This is a genomic window from Tabrizicola flagellatus, from assembly GCF_008271465.1.
Lineage (GTDB): Bacteria > Pseudomonadota > Alphaproteobacteria > Rhodobacterales > Rhodobacteraceae > Tabrizicola > Tabrizicola flagellata.
The window spans coordinates 495,799-513,999 of record NZ_VMDU01000001.1; the positions used below are offsets into that span (position 1 = coordinate 495,799).

Sequence of the window (18,201 nt, forward strand, 5' to 3'; positions counted from 1 at the left end):
AGGTTTGTCGCGATCCGTCACCGGGTCTGGTCAGATCGCGACCCCTGATGGTCAGGAAACGCCGGATCGGTCTCAGGTCACGACATCGGGCGCGCTGCGGCCGGTGTGCTCGGCAATCGCCGCGATCCGGTGCGCGGCGCGGATCACCGGGGCAAGCGCCGCTTGCGCATCATGGTCGAGGCCATCGGGACCGGGCGCATAGCGTTCAAGATAGACCCGCAACGTCGCGCCCTCGGTGCCCGTTCCCGACAGCCGGTACACGATCCGGCTGCCATCCTCGAACAGGACCCGGACGCCCTGCTTCTGGCTGACCGAGCCATCGACCGGATCGGTATAGGCAAAGTCGTCTGCGGTGCGGATGGTCATCCCTTCGACCTGCCGCCCAGGAAGACCGGCCAGCGACCCGCGCAGCGCGGCCATCATCGCGTCGGCCTTGGCGGTTTCGATCGCCTCGAAATCGTGGCGGCTGTAGTAGTTGCGGCCGTACTTCGCCCAGTGCTCGCCGAGGATCTCGGCCACCGACTGCCTGCGGACGGCCAGGATGTTCAGCCACAGAAGGATCGCCCAGAGCCCGTCCTTCTCGCGCACATGGTCGGAGCCGGTGCCGAAGCTCTCCTCGCCGCAGATCGTCGCGCGCCCGGCGTCCAGCAGGTTGCCGAAGAACTTCCACCCCGTCGGCGTTTCGTATTTCCCGATCCCCAGGGCATCGGCCACCCGGTCGGCGGCGGCCGAGGTCGGCATCGACCGCGCCACGCCCTTCAGGCCCTTGGCGTAGCCCGGCGCCAGATGGGCGTTCGCCGCCAGCACCGCGAGGCTGTCCGAGGGAGAGACATATATTCCCCGTCCCACGACCATGTTGCGGTCGCCGTCGCCGTCCGAGGCGGCGCCGAAATCGGGCGCCGAGGGGCCGAACATCTCGTCCATCAGCGCCTTGGCCCAGGTCGGGTTCGGGTCGGGATGCAAGCCGCCGAAATCCGGCAGAGGCGCGGCGTTCACGCAGGTCCCCTTCGGCGCGCCGAGGCGGTTTTCCAGAATCTCGACGGCATAGGGGCCCGTGACGGCGCACATCGAGTCCATCCGCATCCGGAAGCCACCGGCGAACATGGCGCGGATCGCGGGGAAGTCGAACAGCGTCTCCATCAGCGCGGCGTAGTCGGCCACGGGATCGACCACATCGACGATCATCTCGCCCAGCCGGTGCCGCCCGACCCGGGAAAGATCGACGTCCTGTGCCTCCAGCACCTTGTATTCGGTGATCTCGGTGGTCCGCTTGTACATCGCCTCGGTCACGCCCTCGGGGGCGGGCCCGCCGTTCGGCATGTTGAACTTCACCCCGAAATCCTCGTTCGGCCCGCCGGGGTTGTGGCTGGCCGACATGATTATCCCGCCATCCGTCTTGTTCAGCCGGATCAGGTGGCTGGCCGCCGGCGTGGACAGGATCGCCCCCTGCCCCACGAGCACCCGCGCCGCGCCATTGGCCGCCGCCATCCGCAGGATCACCTGGGCCGCACGGTCGTTGAAATAGCGCCCGTCGCCGCCCAGGACGAAGGTCTTTCCGGCCGCCCCCACCACGTCGAAAATCGACTGGACGAAATTCTCCAGGTAGTGCCGGCCCATGAAGACCGGGGTCTTCTTGCGCAATCCGCTGGTGCCGGGCTTCTGCCCCGGGATCGGCTGAGTGGCGACGGTTGCGATCTGGGTCATGGCGATCATCCCTTGGCAGGCTGGGTGACAGAGCGGAAGAGCAGCACGGACTGGGCCGGCGCCTCGGCAAAATCGGCGGCCGGAATACCCTCTTCGGGCAGGTCGGGGCGGGTGGTGTCGAGCAGGAGGTGCCAGGCGGGCGCGGTTTCCGGCAGATGCAGGGGGGTGGCGGCGCCGGTGTTGAACACGGCAAAGACCGCCTCGGGGTTCGGGTCGCCGCCCTCGGCCTGCATCCGCAGTTCGACGCATAGGCACCGGAAGGCCGGGTCATGCCATTCCTCGGACTGCGGCACGGTGCCGTTCGCCCGGCGCCAGATCACGTCCGGCAGCCCGTCCGACAGGCGCGGGCGCGCGTGCAGGAAGCGGCGCTGGCGCAGGACCGGAAGCGCCCGACGCAGGGCGGAAAGCCGCCGGACGAAGGTCAGAAGGTCGGCATCGGCTTTCGTCCAGTCCAGCCAGGAGATCTCGTTGTCCTGGGCATAGGCATTGTTGTTGCCGCCCTGGCTGTGTCCGATCTCGTCGCCGGCCAGCAGCATCGGCACACCCTGCGACAGGAAAAGCGTGGCCAGAAGGTTGCGTTTGCGCAGGGCGCGGGCGGCCAGGACCGTGGCGTCTTTCGTCGGGCCCTCGACTCCCAGGTTGTCGGAATGGTTCTCGTGGTGGCCGTCGCGGTTGTCCTCGCCATTGGCGAAGTTGCGCTTGACGGTGTAGCTGACCAGATCCTCCAGCGTGAAACCGTCATGGCTGGTGACATAGTTGATCGAGGATGTGGCCGCGCGCCCAGAGTGGTCGAAGCGTTCGGCGCTGCCCAGAAGCCGCGCGGCAAGGTCGCGGGTCAGCCCCGCATCCCCCTTCCAGAACCGCCGCACCCCATCGCGGAAACGGTCGTTCCACTCGTGGAACGGGTGCGGATAGGCCCCGAGCTGATAGCCGCCCGGGCCGAGGTCCCAGGGTTCGGCGATCAGCTTGACGCGGGAAAGGACCGGATCCTGGCGGATCGCGTCGAAGAAGCCGCCGTTCGGGTCGAAACCATGCGCCTCGCGCCCCAGCGTGGTGGCAAGGTCGAAGCGGAAGCCATCGACGTGCACGGCTTCGACCCAGTAGCGCAAGCTGTCCATCACCATCCGCAGCACCATCGGATGGGTCAGGTTCAGCGTGTTGCCCGTGCCCGCGTCGTTGACATAGTGCCGACCGCCACCGGCCAGGCGATAATAGCTGGCATTGTCGAGCCCCCGGTAGCTGAGCGTCGGGCCCCATTCGTCGCCTTCCGCCGTATGGTTGTAGACCACGTCGAGGATCACCTCGATCCCTGCCGCGTGGAAGCGGCGCACCATGGTCTGCACTTCCCACAGCGCGCCCTGGCTCATGTAGCGGGGCTCGGGAGCGAAGAAGCACAGGGTGTTGTAGCCCCAGTGGTTGCGCAGGCCGCGGGAGACCAGGAAGCGGTCGTCGATGAAGGACTGCACCGGCAGAAGCTCGATCGCGGTGACGCCGAGCTTCTGGAGATGGTCGATCACCGGGTCGCACGACAGGCCCAAGTAGGTGCCACGCAGGCCCTTGTCCACCCCAGGATGCAGCGCGGTCATCGACTTGACATGCGCCTCGTAGATCAGCGTCTCGCAGCGCGGCGTGCGCGGCGGCTGGTCGTTGCCCCAGGTGAAGGAGGGATCGGTCACCACGGCCTTGGGCACGGCAAAGGCGCTGTCGCGGGTATCGAAGCTGAGGTCGCCGCGCGGCGAGCCGATCCTGTAGCCCATCAGCGCGTCGGACCACTTCAACCGCCCCTCCAGCGCGCGGGCATAGGGGTCCAGCAGCAGCTTGTGGGGGTTGAAGCGGTGGCCCTGCTCTGGCGCATAGGGTCCGTAGGCGCGAAAACCATAGACCGCGCCGACCGTCAGCCCGCAGACCTCGATATGCCAGATGTCACCGTCGCGTTCGGTGATCGGTAGCCGCGCCAGTTCCTTGCGGCCGTCGGGGGTGAAGAGACACAGCTCGATCCGCTCCGCATGGGCAGAAAAGACCGCGAAGTTCACCCCGTCGCCGGTCAGGCTTGCGCCCATCGGCCAGGGCCGGCCGGGCGCGACGGCATGGCCCTGAAGCCGCGCGGGCGGCGAGACGGTCTGCGCTGTCACTGCGCAAGCCTTTCGTAAAGCCCGGCATAGTCGCGGGCCGAGGCTTCCCAGCCCACCGGCTGCGCCATGGCATTGGCCCTCAGCTTCGCCCAGAGCTTCGGCTGGCGGTAAAGATCCAGAAGCTGCGCCAGCGCCCGGCCGAAGGCCAGCGCATCGACGGGATGAAAGGTGATCCCGGTGGCAACCGGCTTGGCCAGCGCGGCCGGGCTGGCGCCGATCACGGTATCGGCCAGCCCGCCGACCAGCGAGACGACCGGCAGCGTGCCATAGCGCAGCCCGTACATCTGGGTCAGGCCGCAGGGCTCGAAGCGCGAGGGCACCAGAACGGCATCCGCCCCCGCGAACAGACGATGGCTCAGCGCCTCGTCATAGCCGATCCGCGTGGCTACCCGGCCTGGGAAGCGGTCGGCCAGATGGCGCATCGCCCCTTCCAGCGCCGGGTCGCCCGATCCGAGCACGATCAGCCCGCCGCCGCCCAGCACGAAATCCGGCACGACCTCGGGCAGCAGGTCGATGCCCTTCTGGTCGGTCAGCCGGCTGACCACGATCGCCAGGGGACCCGGCACCTCCAGCCCGAACTCGGCGCAGATCCTTTGGCGCGCCGCGGCCTTGCCGGCCATCGCCTTCGGCCCGAAGGGCGGATCCTCGGAGCCGGGATCCCATAGGGCTGTATCGACCCCGTTCAGGATGCCCGAGACCACCGGCCCCCGCGCCGCGATGACGCCTTGCAGGCCCATGCCGAATTCGGGCCGCATCAGCTCGGCCGCATAGGTCGGCGAGACGGTGGTGATCCAGTCCGCCGTCACCAGCCCGGCCTTCAGGCTGGAGATGCCGCCGTAGTATTCCAGCGCCTCGGCGTGGAAGGCATGACCCGGCAGGCGGAGGACACCCAGCATGTGCGCCGGTGCCCAGCCCTGGAAGGCGATGTTGTGCACGGTCATCACGGACTTGACCCCGCCCGTGCCGTGATAGGCCAGATAGGCCGGCGCGAGACCTGCCTGCCAGTCGTGCGCGTGCAGGATGTCGGGCTTCCAGTCCGCCAGCCCCTCGCGCGCGATGCGGGCGCCGACCCAGGACAAAGCCGCAAAGCGCACCGCGTTGTCCGGATGGTCGCCGGTCGGGCCGGTGTATGGCCCGCCCTCGCGGTCATAGAGGTGCGGCGCGTCGAGAAGCAGCAGCGGCACGCCCGCCACCTCTCCGGCCAGGACACGACCGGGGCCGCCCCAGAGATCCGGCTCCTGCCAGACCACGGACCAATCCGCGGCCCTCGCGCGGAGCGCGCGGTAAGCGGGCAGCAGCACCCGCATCTCCCAGCCGGTCGCGGCAAGGGCGGACGGCAAGGCACCCACCACGTCCGCCAGCCCGCCGGTTTTCACCAGCGGGACACATTCCGAGGCCACCGACAGGACACGTCCGCCCATTTCCCTTGCCTTTCAAGAGCTTCCCGACCGAAGTTAACCGGGCTTGTGCGCCGCGTCCAGCCTTCAGCCAAGCGCCCTGGCTCGGGCGTCCAGCATGTCCTGGGTAATCAGCACGATCCCGCCCTCGGACCGGCGGAACCACTTCGCATCCTCCTCGGGATCCTCGCCGACCACCAGGCCCTCGGGAATGACGACGCCGCGGTCGATCACGCAGTTCTTCAGCTGGGCCTTCCGGTTGACCACCACCTGCGGCAGGGCCACGACATATTCCAGCGTCGAATAGCTGTGCGTCCGGCAGCCGGTGAACAAGAGGCTGTTCGACACCGCCGAGCCGGACACGATGCAATCGCCCGAGACCAGCGAGGACACCGCGCTGCCACGCCTGCCGTCTTCGTCATGGATGAACTTGGCTGGCGGCACGATCTCGGCATAGGTCCAGATCGGCCAGGCGTTGTCGTAAAGGTCCAGCTTCGGGACGAAATCGGTCAGGTCGATGTTTGCCTGCCAGAAGGCATCGATCGTTCCCACGTCGCGCCAGTAGGGCTCCGTCTCGAGGCCCGAGGTCACGCAGCTGTCCGCGAACCTGTGCGCGACCGCCTTGCCGTTCTTGACGATGTTCGGGATCAGGTCGAAGCCGAAGTCATGTGTCGAATTGTCGTCCTGCATGTCGCGGATCAGGAGGTCGCGCAGGAAGGCCCAGTCGAAGACGTAGATCCCCATGCTGGCAAGAGCGTGATCGGGGTCGCCCGGGATGGCAGGAGGGTCCTTCGGCTTTTCCAGGAAATCGGTGATCCGCATGGTCTTGTCCACATGCATCACCCCGAAGGCCGAGGCCTCCTTGCGCGGCACGGTCAGACAGCCGATTGTCACGTCCGCCCCTGCCTCGACGTGTTGGCGCAGCATCACCTCGTAATCCATCTTGTAGATGTGGTCGCCGGCCAGGACGATTACATACTTCACGCCGTAGCTGTCGATGATGTCGATGTTCTGCGCGATGGCGTCCGCCGTGCCGCGATACCAGTTCACCTCGTCCATCCGCTGGCTTGCGGGAAGGATGTCCAGATATTCGTTGCGCTCGGCCCGGAAGAAGTTCCAGCCGCGCTGGCAATGCCGGATCAGACTGTGCGCCTTGTATTGCGTGGCAATCGCCATCTTGCGGATGCCCGAGTTCAACGCATTCGACAGCGCGAAGTCGATGATCCGGGTCTTGCCACCGAAATAGACCGCAGGCTTTGCGCGCCGGTCGGTCAGTTCCTTCAACCGGCTGCCGCGCCCCCCCGCCAGGACGAAGGCCATGGCCTGTGAGGACAGCCGCTGGTTCGGTCTCGGTTTCATCGCATCCCTCCCCGGATGGGCGGACATTGCCGCCTGAGTTTCAGTCCTGTTGCAGATAGACTGCCGACAAGGGCGGCAGCGTGACAAGCGCCGACTGCGTCTGGCCATGCCATGGTGTCTTTTCCGTGGTCACCCCTCCCAGGTTACCGCGGTTGCCCCCGCCGTAGATTTCCGCATCGGTGTTCAGGATCTCGTTCCATTTGCCCGCTGCGGGCAGGCCAAGCCGGTACTGCCGTTCCAGCGGGGTCATGTTCACCACCGCCACGACCGGCTTGTCGCCGGCGTTGCCCTTGCGGATCCAGGCATAGACGCTGGCCTCGGCATCATTCGATTCGATCCAGGCGAACCCCTCTGGCCGCGTGTCGTTCACATGCAGCGCGCGCGTCTCGCGGTAGACGCGGTTCAGGTCGCGCACCAGCCGCTGCATGCCGCGATGTTCAGCGATATCAAGCTGATGCCAGTCGAGGCTCTGGTTGTGGTTCCACTCGGCGCCTTGCGCGAACTCCTGCCCCATGAACAGAAGCTTCTTGCCCGGATGCGCCCACATGAAGCCGTAATAGGCCCGAAGGTTGGCGAACTTTTCCCAGCCATTGCCCGGCATCTTGGCCAGCATGCTGCCCTTGCCGTGCACCACCTCGTCGTGGGAGATCGGCAGGATGTAGTTTTCCGACCAGGCATAGACCAGGCCGAAGGTCATCTGGTGGTGGTGGTATTTCCGGTAGATCGGGTCCTTCTGCATGTAGCTGAGGGTGTCGTTCATCCAGCCCATGTTCCACTTGAAGCCGAACCCCAGGCCGCCCCAGTTCGCCGGCCGTGACACGCCGGGAAAGGCCGTCGATTCCTCGGCCACCGTCATGATGCCGGGGCATTCCCCGTAGGCGGTGATGTTCATGCTGCGCAGGACGTCGATCGCCTCGTAATTCTCGCGACCACCGTCCTTGTTCGGGATCCACTCGCCGTGCTTGCGCGAATAGTCGCGGTAGAGCATCGAGGCCACCGCATCCACGCGCAGCCCGTCGGCGTGGTATTCCTCGAGCCAATAGAGGGCGTTGGAGACAAGGTAGTTCTTCACCTCGACCCGGCCGTAGTTGTAGATCAGCGTGTTCCAGTCCTGGTGGAACCCCTCGCGCGGGTCCTGGTGTTCGTAAAGCGCGGTGCCGTCGAAGCGGCCAAGGCCATGCGCATCGGTCGGGAAATGACCGGGCACCCAGTCGAGAATGACCCCCAGCCCCTTGCGGTGCGCCGCATCGACGAAGGCGCGAAACTCGGACGGTGTGCCGTGCCGGATCGTCGGCGCGAAAAGGCCCACCGGCTGATAGCCCCAGGACCCGTCGAAGGGGTATTCGCTGACCGGGAGGCATTCGATGTGGGTGAAGCCCATGTCGGCGGCATAGTCCACCAGCTGCTCGGCAAGTTCGAGGTAGCTCAGCATCCGGTCGCCGGGCGCGCGGCGCCAGGAGCCCAGATGCACCTCGTAAATGCTGATCGGCGCATCGATTGTGTGCCGTGCCGCCCGGGTCTCCATCCAGGCTCCGTCATGCCAGTCGCCGCGAATCGTCCTGACGACAGAGGCATTTGCCGGTGGATGTTCAGACCCGAATCCCACCGGATCGGCCTTCAGCGGCATCACCGCGCCGCCCGGCCCCTTGATCTCGTACTTGTAGGCCGTGCCCTCGGTCAGGCCGGGCATGAAGATCTCCCAGACCCCGGTGCCGCCGCGCCGCCGCATCGGGTTCCGGCGCCCGTCCCAGACGTTGAAGTCGCCCACAACCGAGACTCGTTCCGCGTTGGGCGCCCATACCGCGAAATGCACGCCCTCCACACCTTCATGCGTCATCACATGAGCGCCAAGCGCCTGCCACAGGCGGCGGTGGGAGCCCTCGCCAAGAAGGTATTCGTCCATCTCGCCCAGGACCGGGCCAAAGCGATAGGGGTCCTCGAATTCCCATGTGTTGCCATGGCCTTCCGCGCGGAACCTGTAGTTGGTCTTCCGCGCCATCTGGTGCGTGAACAGCCCCGGCAGTCCCGGATAGGGCACCGCCTCGGCCACCGTCTTTCCGCTGACGACCCAAAGCCGGTCCGCCCCCGGCACGAAGGCTCGTATCTCCCAGCCCTTCGCCACCTTGTGCGGCCCGAGGACTGCGAAGGGATCGCCATGCCAGCCCCCGGCAATCGCCTCGGCCGCGCCCCTGTCGAGTGTCGTCTCAGCCATGCTCTCCTCCCCGAAAGCCTGCCGGACGGCGCCTTACAGCGCCGATGTTGCCTGCCAAATCTCGTCCATGTAGCCGCGGATGGTCCGGTCCGAGGAGAAGAACCCGCTCCGCGCCGTATTCATCGCCGCCATCCGCCACCAGCGGTCCGGATCCAGATAGGCCTTGTCCACCTCGCCCTGGGCCGCGTGATAGGCCGCGAAATCCGAGGCGACGAGGAAGTAGTCCGAATGCCACATGCCATGGACCAGGCCGTGATAGCGCCCCGGTTCGTCGGGCGAGAAACGGCCCTCGGCGATCATCTGGAGGACATCCATCAGGGGCTGGCTGGCCTCGATCGCCTTCTTCGCATGCTCGGGGTCTTCGCGCCGCTTCTGGACCTCCTCGGCCGTCAGCCCGAAGAGGAAGAAGTTCTCGGCCCCCACTTCCTGCAGGATTTCCACGTTCGCCCCGTCCAGCGTGCCGATGGTCGGGGCGCCGTTCATCATGAACTTCATGTTGCCGGTGCCCGAGGCCTCCTTGCCGGCGGTCGAGATCTGCTCGGACAGGTCGGCGGCCGGGATCACCCGTTCGGCCATCGTCACGTTGTAGTTCGGCGGATAGACGATCTTCAGCAGATCGCCGGTCACCGGGTCATTGTTAACAACCTCGGCCACGTCATTGATAAGGCGGATTATTTCCTTTGCCACCACATAGCCGGGCGCGGCCTTGCCGCCGAAGATCTTCACCCGCGGCACCCAAGGTCCCTTCGGGTCCGAGCGCAGCCGGTGCCAGTGCGCAATGGTCTGTAGGATGTTCAGAAGCTGGCGCTTGTATTCGTGGATGCGCTTGACCTGCACGTCGAACAGCGCATCGGGCGAGACCTGAACCCCCATCTCGCGGCCGATCCAGTTCGACAGAGCCACCTTGTTCTGGCGCTTGGCAGCGGCGAACCGGTCGCGGAAGCCCTTGTCTGCGACATGCGGCTCCAGTTCGCGCAGGCGGTCGAGGTCCGCCTCCCAGCCCGCGCCGATCGTGTCGGTAATCAGCGCCGACAGGGGCCGGTTCGCCATCCGCAGCCAGCGGCGCGGCGTGACGCCGTTCGTCTGGTTGACGATCCGACCGGGATGCAGGCCGTTCAGTTCCGGGAACAGGGTCTTCTTCACCAGGTCGGTGTGCAGCGCCGAGACGCCGTTGACCTTGTGGCTCATGATGAAGGCCAGCTCGCCCATCCGCACTTCCTGGTGCTTGACGATGCCCACATAATGCGGGCGGTTCGGATAGGCGCGGCGGTGCCAGCTGTCGATCCGCTCCACGATCTGCATGTGGCGCGGCAGGACGGTGCCGAAGGTGTAGGTCGCCCAGCGTTCCAGAGCCTCGGGCAGCAGGGTATGGTTGGTGTAGCCCAGGCAGGCCCGCGCGATGGTCAGCGCCTCGTCGAAGGGCAGCCCGTGGTCGTCCGACAGAAGCCGGATCAGCTCCGGCCCGGCAATGGCCGGGTGGGTGTCGTTCATCTGGATCGCCACATGCCTCGGCAGCGCGCGCAGGTCGGAATGGTTGGAGAGATAGCGGCGCAGGATGTCCTGCAGCGCGGCCGAGGTCAGGAAGAATTCCTGCTTCAGCCGCAACTCCTTGCCCTGATAGGTGGTGTCGTCAGGGTAAAGCACCCGGGACAGGGTCCGCGCCAGCGTCTCGGGTTCGGCCGCCGCCGTATAGTCGCCCCGGTTGAAGCGTTCGAGGTCGAAGTTGGTCGTCCCCTTCGCGCCCCAGAGCCGCAGCGTGTTGGCCCATTTGCCCTGCCAGCCGATGACCGGGGTATCGAAGGCCTCGGCCGTCACGGTTTCGTGCGGATACCAGATCTCGCGGCCGTCGCGGCTTTCGACATGGCCCTTGAATCCGATCGTGTAGGCGCTTTCGGGCCGCGCGAATTCCCAGGGGTGGGCCTGCGCGAGCCAATTCTCCGGCGTCTCGATCTGGCGACCATGGTCGAAGTGCTGGCGGAAGAGGCCGTGTTCGTAACGGATGCCATAGCCATAGGCCGGGCAACCCAGCGTCGCCATCGACTCCATGAAACAGGCCGCCAGCCGCCCGAGGCCCCCGTTCCCCAGCGCCGCGTCGGGCTCGTCGTCGATCACCGCGCGCAGGTCCACGCCCACCGCCGCCATCGCCTCGTTCGCCGCATCGTAAAGGCCAAGGTTGATCGTCGCGTCCTCCAGCAGGCGCCCGATCAGGAATTCCATCGACAGGTAGTAGACGCGCTTGCGGTCCTCGGCCCAGGTGCGGCGGGTCGAGGCGAACCAGGGTTCGACAATCCGGTCGCGGATCGCGTGGCTCAGCGCCAGGCGCCAGTCATGCACGCTGGCATGCGGCGCATCCTTGCCCACCGTAAAGGTCAGGTGGCGCAGGATGTCGGCCTGCAGAAGGTTCGGGGTCACGCTCAGGTCGGTCACGGGTCTATCCAGCAAGGTCTTCTCCCTGAGAAGCCTAAGCGCCGCGGGACGGCGGTCAAGCGGGCATTCGGGGACGGCGGGTCGAAACACTCTGTTACCGCAAACATCAGGTCAATTTAGGTGATTGAAAGCGGTTTGGAAATCTGATTCGACGAATTTTGCGGCAGATCGGCCGGGATGTCGCAGCTGCGATGCAAGCCCTTGACGCGGCGGGCGGGCTGCCCCCCTATGCAGGGCAGAGAGGATCTGACCATGACCACATTCTTCGTTCCCGACATGAGCTGCGGCCATTGCAAGGCTGCCATCGAGACCGCCCTTGCCGCAGTCCCGCAGGCGGGCGAGGTCAAGGTCGATCTTGCCGCCCGCAAGGTCGATGTCTCCGGCCCGGCGCTGACCTCCGAGCTGCTCAGGGCGCTGGAGGCGGCGGGCTATCCGGCGACCGTCGCCTAGAGGCTCGGACCCGGCACGATCCGGCTGCCGTCGCTGAAGCGCGACAGGCGGAAGCGCTTCAAGTCATGGCCCACGGGCCGCCCCGTCACCAGGTCCGCCACCACGCGCCCCATGCCCGGCCCGATGCCGAAGCCGTGCCCGCTCATCCCCGTGGCGATGGTCAGGCCCGGGATCGGCGCGTGGTCCACGATGGGCACCACGTCCGGCAGGCTGTCGATCATTCCTGCCCAGGCCACCTTCAGTTTCGGCCGTCCGAGCGAGGGGAAGGCCCTGGCGAAACTGTCCTGCACCTCGGCCAAGGTGCCCACGTTCGGCGCGGGGTTCAGCACGCGCTGCCGCTCGAAGGGGCTGGGCGCGTCCATCGCCCAGCGGCGCGGCGTGCCCCAGGCGTCGGGGAAGCCCTTCGGGGCGGCCAGCCGGAAGTTCGTGGACCGGAAATCCTTTTTCAGTACAGGCAGATAGACGCCGAAGCTGCGGAAGGCGTCCTTGCCGATGAAGAAATCGTGTCGCGCGCCCGGGGCGATCGAATAGCCCCCGTCCGCGCGTCGGCGGAAGGCAAAGTCGTCGTCCGCCGCATTGCCCGGAAAGATCTCCGGCATCGGTTCGGTCGCCGCGACCGAGGCCAGCACCGACAGCTGGGGAATCGTGATCCCATGCTGACCGAGGAACAGCCGCGACCAGGCACCGGCGGCCACGACCACATGGTCGCAGGCGATCCGGCCCACTTCCGTCACCACGCCCGCCACGCGTCCGGCCGCCAGGTCCAGCCCCCTGACCGCGCAAGCCTCGCGGATCAAAACGCCCTTCTCCTCGGCCACCACCGCCAGCGCCGGGACCGCGACCCATGGCTCGGCCCGCGCGTCCGAGGCCGTCCACAGCGCGCCCTTCCACGGCGCGACCGCGCCCTTCAGCATCGCCATCGTCTCGGCGGCGGTCAGAAGGCGCGTGTCCAGCTGATGTGCGCGGGAATGTTCGGTCCAGGCCTCGAAGCCTGCGATCTCACGCTCGGTCTTCGCCAGATACAGGACACCGGTCTGCCGGAACCCGAGCCCGTCGCCCATCTCCGCCGCAAGCCGTTTCCAGATCGACAGGCTTTCCACCATGATCGGCAACTCGCCCGGGTCCCTGCCCTGCTGGCGGACCCATCCCCAGTTGCGTCCCGACTGCTCCCCGGCGATCCGGCCCTTCTCGCAGACCACGACCGACAGGCCCCGTTCGGCGAGGTGCCAGGCCGTCATCACCCCGATGACGCCGCCGCCCACCACCACCACATCGGCCCGCGCGTGCAAGGGCGCGTTGAACCGGACCGGCGAGGCTTCGGAGATCGGAAAGCTCATGCGCAGCGCTCCAGAAGCCGCTCCATGAACCGCTGGCCCGCCTCGAACTGGCTGACCTCCAGGTATTCGTCGGCCTGATGCGCCTGGGCGATGTCGCCCGGGCCGATCACCACCGCCGAATAGCCCGCATCCTGGAACTGCCCGGCTTCCGTCCCATAGGACACGACCCCCGTCGCATTGTCCCCGGTCAGGACACGGGCGAGGGCCTCGGCCGCTCCGTCCGCCTCGGGCCGCAGGGGCGAGACGTCGAAGAACTTGTCGAGGCGCACGCCCGCCTCGGGGCGCCTCGCCTTCAGCGCCCGGTCCAGTTCCATCGCAGCGTCACGGAACGCGCCGGCGTGGGCCGCGATGTCGTCATCCGGCACGCAGCGCATTTCCACGGCAAAGCGGCAGTCTGCCGCCGTGATGTTGTCCGCCGTTCCTCCCTGGATGCGACCGACATGCAAAGTGGTGAAGGGCGGATGGAACCGCGCGCCCACCGCCCCCGGCGTCCGCGCCTGGATCGCGTCATTGCGGTCGTTCACCCACTGGATCAGCCGTGCGGCCTCCATCACCGCCGAAACCCCCTCGGGCAGCAGCGAGGAATGGACCTCGTAGCCCTTCACATGCACCGCATAGCCCGTGCCGCCCTTGTGTCCGGTGATGACCTTCATCCCGGACGGCTCGCCGATCAGCGCGATGTCGCCCTTCGGCACGACCTGCTGCATCGTCTCGATCATCGGCGGGGCGCCGGTGCAGCCCACTTCCTCGTCATAGGACAGCGCCAGTTGCAGGGGCCGCGCCACGCCCCGCGCCTGCGCCTCGACTACCGCCCAGACCGCCAGCGCCACGAAGCCCTTCATGTCGCAGGTCCCGCGTCCATAAAGCCGCCCATCACGCTCGACCACCGTCCAGGGATCCGAGGTCCAGTCCTGCCCGTCCACGGGCACGACGTCGGAATGGCCGGACAGCACCACCGCCCCCGGAACCCAGGGGCCGGAATGGGCGATCAGCGCCGCTTTCGTGCGATCCTCGTTCCAGTGCCGAAAGCAGCGGACCCCGTGGCCGGCGAGGTAGCTTTCCAGCCACTCGACCAGCGCAAGGTTCGAATCGCGGCTGACGGTCGGAAAACTGACCAACTGATCCAGAATCTGACGCGGCGTCAGCTTGGTCATCGCGATTTTCCTTGCCTCGACTAGATCTGGTGGCCAGCCTGTCGGTGGGTTTGGGCCAAGTCAATATCTGGCGAAGTGACGCAAGGTTCAGTCATTCTGCCAGACGAACGGTCTGGAATCGCGCATCGAAACGGGATTGATAGAAGGCCGAGAATCGGAAAGAGTTGACGGCACGACGACAACCATAAGCTGCAAGGCTGAAGAAACAGTCAACAATAACAAGACCTAAGAACGTCGCGGGGAGTATTGAATGGCCGAACCGGCCGCGTCCGTCCTTGAAGTCAGGGGCCTAAAGACCGTTTTCCGCACCCGCGGTGGCGAGATTCATGCCGTGAACGACGTCAGCTTTCACCTGCGCCGGGGAGAGCTGCTGGGTGTCGTGGGCGAAAGCGGCTCGGGCAAGTCCGTGACGATGATGTCGCTCCTGCGGCTTCTGCCGATGCCCCCGGCCGAGATCCGCGGCGGTCAGGCGATGCTGAACGGGCGCGACCTCCTGGCGATGAGCGACGACGAGTTGCGCACGGTTCGGGGGGCGAAGGTCGGCTTCGTGTTCCAGGATCCGATGACCAGCCTCAATCCGGTCTTCACGCTGGGCAACCAGATCATGGAGCCGCTGATCAAGCACATGAAGATGACGAAGCCCCAGGCCGAGGCGCGGGCCGTCGAGCTTCTTGAACTGGTCGGCATCCCGGATGCGCGCAACCGGCTGTACCAGTATCCGCACCAGTTTTCCGGCGGCATGCGCCAGCGGGTGATGATTGCCATCGCGCTGGCCTGCGACCCCGACGTGCTGATCGCCGACGAACCCACCACGGCGCTGGACGTGACGATCCAGGCGCAGATCCTGGAACTGGTGCGCGAGCTGAGACAGAAGCTGGGGATGGCGATCGTCTGGATCACGCATGACCTTGGCGTCATTGCCGGTATCGCCGACCGGGTCATGGTGATGTATGGCGGCCAGATCGTCGAGCAGGCACCGGTGCGCGAACTGTTCGCAAACCCGCAGCACCCCTACACCCGGGCCCTGTTGCAGACCATTCCCCGCATTACGGGGGACCGCGAGGCGCGGCTGAAGGTGATCGAGGGCCAGCCGCCGATCCTGACCGCGCCGCTGACGGCCTGCCCGTTCCGTGCCCGCTGCGAGTTCCGGCACGACGCCTGCGACGCGGTGAACCCGTCGCGTCGGGCCGTGGACGGGCTTCCGATCGGACGGGGCCACGATGTCGCCTGCCACTGGCATGCGCCCGCAGGACGGGAGGCAGCCGATGCTTGATGCAGGACCGGCGCCCCTGGTTCAGGTCCGCGACCTGAAGATGCATTTCCCGATCTACGCCGGGATCTTCCGCAGGCATGTCGGGGACGTGAAGGCGGTCGATGGCGTGTCCTTCCAGATCCTTCCGGGGCAGACGCTCGGGTTGGTCGGGGAATCCGGCTGCGGCAAATCCACCGTCGGCCGGGCCATGCTGCGGCTCTACGAGCCGACTGCGGGCCAGGTCATCATCGATGGCGACGATGTCGCCAGCCTGCCACCCGAAGCCCTGCGGAAGAAGCGGCCGACCATGCAGATGGTCTTCCAGGACCCGCAGGCCAGCCTCAATCCCCGCATGACCCTGGCCGAGATCGTCAGCGAACCCCTGGACGAACACACCGACTGGTCGCGGGCGCAGAAGCTGGAACGGGTTTACGAGCTGATGGATCAGGTCGGCCTGAACCGCCGCTTCGTGAACCGCTTCCCGCACGAGTTTTCTGGAGGGCAGCGTCAGCGGATCGGCATCGCGCGGGCGCTGGCCCTGAAGCCCCGTTTCATCGTCTGCGACGAACCCATCGCCGCGCTCGATGTCTCGATCCAGGCCCAGGTGGTCAACCTGCTGGAAGACCTGCAGGAAAAACTGGGGCTGACCTACCTGTTCATCAGCCACGACCTTTCGATGGTCCGCCACCTCGCGCAGCGGGTCGCAGTGATGTATCTGGGCCGGATCGCAGAGTTGTCTCCCTCGAAAGATCTCTACGCCCGACCCCTGCATCCCTACGCCGAGGCGCTTCTGTCTGCCGTGAACGAGCCGGACCCCGAGCTCGCCGCCCGCCGAAAGCGCATCATCCTGAAGGGCGACGTGCCCTCGCCGGCGAACCCGCCGAAGGGCTGCAACTTCTGCACCCGCTGCCCGAAGGTCATGGACATCTGCAAGACCGTGAAGCCCGACCTTGCCGAGGTCGAGCCGGGCCGCATGGTCGCCTGCCATCTCTATACATCTGCCGCCGGATCAACCGGCGCGCCCGAGGCAAACGAGCGTAACCAACAAGGAGAGACGCGATGAAACTGAGAGCCGCCCTTATGGGCGCCGTTGCCGTGCTGGGCATTGCCCCCGCGGCCTTTGCCGAACGCGGCACCGACGGCGAGGTGAAACTCACCTTCCCGCAGGCCGTGTCGATCATGAACCCCTACCTGTCGGGCGGGACCAAGGACATCTATGCCTCCTCGATGGTGCTGGAGCCGCTGGCCGGTCTGGACCCCAACGGCGTTCTGATCCCGAAACTGGTCACGGAAATCCCGACGCTGGAAAATGGCGGCATTTCCGAGGACCGGACCTCGATAACCTGGAAGCTCCTGCCCGACCTGAAATGGTCGGATGGCACCCCGGTGACGGCAGATGACGCCGTGTTCACCTGGCAATATTGCACCCATCCGGAAGGCGGTTGCAGCCAGGCCACGAAATACGAGGGCGTCGCCTCGGTGGAGGCCGTCGATCCCCAGACCATCAAGGTCACCTTCAACGGCCCGAAGGCGAACCCCTACACCGCCTTCGTCAGCGCGCTGTCGCCCATCCTGCAGAAAAAGCAGTTCGAGGCCTGCCTCGGCGCCGCTGCCCCCACCTGCACCGACGCCAACAACATGCCGATCGGCACCGGGCCGTTCAAGGTCACCGGCTTCACGGTGAATGACACGGTGACCTTGGCTGCGAACGAGAACTACCGTGATCCGGCCAAGCCGGCTTTCGCGACCGCCGTCATCAAGGGCGGCGGCGATGCTGAGGGCTCGGCCCGCGCCGTGATGGAGACGGGCGAGTTCGACTATGCCTGGAACACCCAGATCCCGCCGGACACCCAGGCCTCGATGCTGGCCGCCGGCAAGGGCCAGTTCGTGGTCGCCTTCGGCACGCTGGTCGAGCGGCTGGAAACCAACACCACCGACCCCGACCCGGCTCTGCCGGAAGGCGAGCGTTCCACCGCGAAGCACCCGCACCCGATCCTGTCGGACATCCGCGTGCGCACGGCGCTGTCCAAGGCCATCGACCGCTCGATCCTGGTCGAAGTCGGCTATGGAGCCGGCGGCAAGCCGACCTGCAACGTGATCCCCGGGCCGGAAGGCTGGGCCTCGGACAATGACGGCTGCATCGCCCAGGACATGGAAGGTGCAAAGGCTCTGCTGGACGAAGCCGGCTGGAAGGACAGCGACGGCGACGGCGTGCGGGACAAGGACGGCAAGAAGCTGAAGCTTCTGTACCAGACCACCGTCAACCCGATCCGCCAGGACTTCCAGGCGCTGATCAAGGACTGGTGGACGGAACTGGGGGTCGAGGTGGAACTGAAGGCCATCGACCCGGGCGTGTTCTTCGGCGGCGATCCGGGCTCGCCGGACACCTTCCAGAAGTTCTACGCAGACATCGAGATGTATGCCAACAACTCGGAAAGCCCTGACCCGGAAAGCTATCTGGGCCAGTACCAGTGCAAGAATGCGCCGACCCCGGAAACCCAGTGGCAGGGCGAGAACATCAACCGCTTCTGCAACCCGGAATACGACGCGCTATACGCAACCATGGCGACCACGACCGACCTCGCGGCCCGTCAGGAGATCGCCAAGAAGCTGAACGACATGGTGACGAAGGACTCCATGATCGTGATCCCGCTGGTCCACCGCGGCACCCTGTCGGCCCATTCCAACACCCTGGGCGGCGTTCAGATCAACGCCTGGGACTCGGAGATGTGGAACGTCGCGGACTGGTTCCGCGTCAAGTGACTTGACCCGGGTGG

Annotated in this window: 12 protein-coding genes; 4 read left to right on the forward strand and 8 right to left on the reverse strand. The window is 66.4% G+C overall.

Annotated elements, in window-relative coordinates:
- Positions 1–72: 72 nt before the first annotated feature.
- From FL625_RS02415 to FL625_RS02440, 6 genes are all read right to left on the reverse strand, one after another.
- Complete coding sequence (locus FL625_RS02415; RefSeq protein WP_149587023.1) at positions 73–1,704, reverse strand: alpha-D-glucose phosphate-specific phosphoglucomutase; 1,632 nt, start codon at positions 1,702–1,704, stop codon at positions 73–75.
- 5 nt (positions 1,705–1,709) lie between these two features.
- Entirely contained in the window at positions 1,710–3,836 is a 2,127-nt protein-coding gene (gene glgX / locus FL625_RS02420; protein ID WP_268815754.1) for a glycogen debranching protein GlgX, read from the reverse strand.
- A complete protein-coding gene (gene glgA / locus FL625_RS02425; RefSeq protein WP_149587024.1) occupies positions 3,833–5,257 on the reverse strand; it encodes a glycogen synthase GlgA in 1,425 nt (474 codons plus the stop codon). The genes glgX and glgA overlap by 4 nt, the downstream gene beginning before the upstream one ends.
- Before the next feature lie 63 nt (positions 5,258–5,320).
- Positions 5,321–6,592 (reverse strand): glucose-1-phosphate adenylyltransferase, encoded by a 1,272-nt coding sequence (gene glgC, locus FL625_RS02430; protein WP_149587025.1) that lies wholly within the window; start codon positions 6,590–6,592, stop codon positions 5,321–5,323.
- Between the two features lie 40 nt (positions 6,593–6,632).
- Positions 6,633–8,804 (reverse strand): 1,4-alpha-glucan branching protein GlgB, encoded by a 2,172-nt coding sequence (glgB, locus tag FL625_RS02435; protein WP_149587026.1) that lies wholly within the window; start codon positions 8,802–8,804, stop codon positions 6,633–6,635.
- Between the two features lie 33 nt (positions 8,805–8,837).
- On the reverse strand, positions 8,838–11,246 hold the full coding sequence (locus tag FL625_RS02440; RefSeq protein WP_235019285.1) for a glycogen/starch/alpha-glucan phosphorylase: 2,409 nt from the start codon (positions 11,244–11,246) through the stop codon (positions 8,838–8,840).
- Positions 11,247–11,483: 237 nt separating this feature from the next.
- On the opposite strand from FL625_RS02440, the gene FL625_RS02445 reads away from it, so the two are divergent.
- Entirely contained in the window at positions 11,484–11,681 is a 198-nt protein-coding gene (locus FL625_RS02445; RefSeq protein WP_149587027.1) for a heavy-metal-associated domain-containing protein, read from the forward strand.
- Here FL625_RS02445 and FL625_RS02450 read toward each other — a convergent pair.
- Both FL625_RS02450 and argE read right to left on the reverse strand, forming a co-directional pair.
- The gene (locus FL625_RS02450; RefSeq protein WP_149587028.1) at positions 11,678–13,018 is read right to left on the reverse strand and encodes an NAD(P)/FAD-dependent oxidoreductase; all 1,341 of its coding nucleotides are present in this window, start codon (positions 13,016–13,018) and stop codon (positions 11,678–11,680) included. The two genes, FL625_RS02445 and FL625_RS02450, sit on opposite strands and share 4 nt — an antisense overlap.
- A complete protein-coding gene (argE, locus tag FL625_RS02455; RefSeq protein ID WP_149587029.1) occupies positions 13,015–14,172 on the reverse strand; it encodes an acetylornithine deacetylase in 1,158 nt (385 codons plus the stop codon). Before argE ends, FL625_RS02450 begins: the two co-directional genes overlap by 4 nt.
- A gap of 250 nt (positions 14,173–14,422) precedes the next feature.
- Here argE and FL625_RS02460 point away from each other — a divergent pair, with 250 nt between their 5' ends.
- Genes FL625_RS02460 through FL625_RS02470 form a run of 3 tightly spaced genes read left to right on the forward strand, consistent with a single transcriptional unit; the run spans position 14,423 to position 18,187 of the window.
- Positions 14,423–15,445, forward strand: a complete 1,023-nt coding sequence (locus FL625_RS02460; protein ID WP_149587030.1) for an ABC transporter ATP-binding protein — start codon at positions 14,423–14,425, stop codon at positions 15,443–15,445.
- A complete protein-coding gene (locus tag FL625_RS02465) occupies positions 15,438–16,487 on the forward strand; it encodes an ABC transporter ATP-binding protein (RefSeq protein ID WP_149587031.1) in 1,050 nt (349 codons plus the stop codon). Before FL625_RS02460 ends, FL625_RS02465 begins: the two co-directional genes overlap by 8 nt.
- The gene (locus FL625_RS02470; protein WP_149587032.1) at positions 16,484–18,187 is read left to right on the forward strand and encodes a peptide ABC transporter substrate-binding protein; all 1,704 of its coding nucleotides are present in this window, start codon (positions 16,484–16,486) and stop codon (positions 18,185–18,187) included. The genes FL625_RS02465 and FL625_RS02470 overlap by 4 nt, the downstream gene beginning before the upstream one ends.
- Positions 18,188–18,201: the final 14 nt, after the last annotated feature.

Excerpts from the sequence above, each read along its gene's own strand:
- FL625_RS02460 (WP_149587030.1), top strand. The coding sequence starts at position 14,423 with ATGGCCGAACCGGCCGCGTCCGTCCTTGAAGTCAGGGGCCTAAAGACC.
- glgA (WP_149587024.1), bottom strand. The coding sequence starts at position 5,257 with ATGGGCGGACGTGTCCTGTCGGTGGCCTCGGAATGTGTCCCGCTGGTG.
- FL625_RS02445 (WP_149587027.1), top strand. The coding sequence starts at position 11,484 with ATGACCACATTCTTCGTTCCCGACATGAGCTGCGGCCATTGCAAGGCT.
- FL625_RS02450 (WP_149587028.1), bottom strand. The coding sequence starts at position 13,018 with ATGAGCTTTCCGATCTCCGAAGCCTCGCCGGTCCGGTTCAACGCGCCC.
- FL625_RS02415 (WP_149587023.1), bottom strand. The coding sequence starts at position 1,704 with ATGACCCAGATCGCAACCGTCGCCACTCAGCCGATCCCGGGGCAGAAG.
- FL625_RS02465 (WP_149587031.1), top strand. The coding sequence starts at position 15,438 with ATGCTTGATGCAGGACCGGCGCCCCTGGTTCAGGTCCGCGACCTGAAG.
- glgC (WP_149587025.1), bottom strand. The coding sequence starts at position 6,592 with ATGAAACCGAGACCGAACCAGCGGCTGTCCTCACAGGCCATGGCCTTC.
- argE (WP_149587029.1), bottom strand. The coding sequence starts at position 14,172 with ATGACCAAGCTGACGCCGCGTCAGATTCTGGATCAGTTGGTCAGTTTT.
- glgB (WP_149587026.1), bottom strand. The coding sequence starts at position 8,804 with ATGGCTGAGACGACACTCGACAGGGGCGCGGCCGAGGCGATTGCCGGG.
- FL625_RS02470 (WP_149587032.1), top strand. The coding sequence starts at position 16,484 with ATGAAACTGAGAGCCGCCCTTATGGGCGCCGTTGCCGTGCTGGGCATT.